Here is a 588-nt window from a genome sequence, read left to right as displayed (position 1 = left end):
GAAACAACGCGCACCAATTTACCTTGAGGTTTAGTTTTTTGAAAATGTAAACCTCTCAAAACCCCGCGAGTAGACCGGGAATGGTTATCCTGAACAAAGGCCTGACTAATACCTGCTTCAGTGCGATACCTTTCTGCCTGGAATGTTTCTAAGAAGAAACCTCGATCATCACCAAATACCCGCGGTTCGATTTCAACACAATCCTTTAACGGCGTTTCAATTACTTTCATCTATCAACTCAACAATGATAACAAATATTGGCCATAACCAGTTTTAGACAAAGCTTCACCTTGTTTTTGCAGTCTCTCTTTACTGATCCAGCCTTGGTTAAAACCTATCTCTTCTAGACAAGCTACTTTAAGCCCTTGACGATGCTCAATCGTCTGAACAAAATGCCCGGCTTCTAGTAATGAATCGTGCGTACCCGTATCCAACCAAGCAAAGCCTCTTCCCAATAAAGATACACTCAACTTACCTGCAGACAAATATGCATTATTCACATCCGTGATTTCAAGTTCACCACGAGCAGAAGGCTTGATACTCTTTGCAATATCGATCACTCGATTGTCATAGAAATATAAACCTGTC

General features: G+C 41.2%; 2 protein-coding genes. Both read right to left on the bottom strand.

Annotation, left to right across the window (positions count from 1 at the left end):
* Positions 1-230, bottom strand: a 230-nt coding sequence (locus tag A3735_RS28630) for a dTDP-4-dehydrorhamnose 3,5-epimerase family protein (RefSeq protein ID WP_197485578.1), incomplete at its 3' end; no start/stop codon positions are given.
* A 3-nt stretch (positions 231-233) separates the two neighbouring features.
* A partial coding sequence (locus A3735_RS01315; RefSeq protein ID WP_255375116.1) for a sugar phosphate nucleotidyltransferase occupies positions 234-588 on the bottom strand: 355 nt, incomplete at its 5' end.

It is taken from the genome of Oleiphilus sp. HI0061 (assembly GCF_001635675.1).
This window is presented reverse-complemented; position numbering and strand designations above follow the sequence as displayed.